This is a genomic window from Flavobacterium lotistagni, from assembly GCF_011392125.1.
Taxonomy (GTDB): domain Bacteria; phylum Bacteroidota; class Bacteroidia; order Flavobacteriales; family Flavobacteriaceae; genus Flavobacterium; species Flavobacterium lotistagni.
This window is the reverse complement of record NZ_JAAJBU010000044.1, coordinates 1-276: the sequence shown is the minus strand read 5'-3', so window position 1 is coordinate 276 and position 276 is coordinate 1. Positions and strand designations below refer to the sequence as shown.

The following is a 276-nucleotide window of genomic DNA, read 5'->3' as shown; positions in this document are numbered from 1 at the left end:
TTCCTTTAGTTTCTTCTAATGGAATCTCTGGAACTTGGTCTCCATCGACTGTAGATAATACAACAACCGGAACTTACACTTTCACGCCTGATGCTGGTCAGTGTGCTACGGCTCCGTTTGTGGTAACTGTAACTGTGAATCAATTGGTGCCAACTTTCAATGGTTTGGATACTGAAATCTGCGCTGGTGATACTGCTCCTGTTCTTCCTTTAGTTTCTTCTAATGGAATCTCTGGAACTTGGTCGCCATCGACTGTAGATAATACAACAACCGGAA

Annotated in this window: 1 pseudogene; it reads left to right on the top strand. The window is 43.1% G+C overall.

The features are described 5' to 3' along the window. A pseudogene (locus G4D82_RS14625) lies at positions 1–276 on the top strand (lectin-like domain-containing protein); the annotation flags it as partial.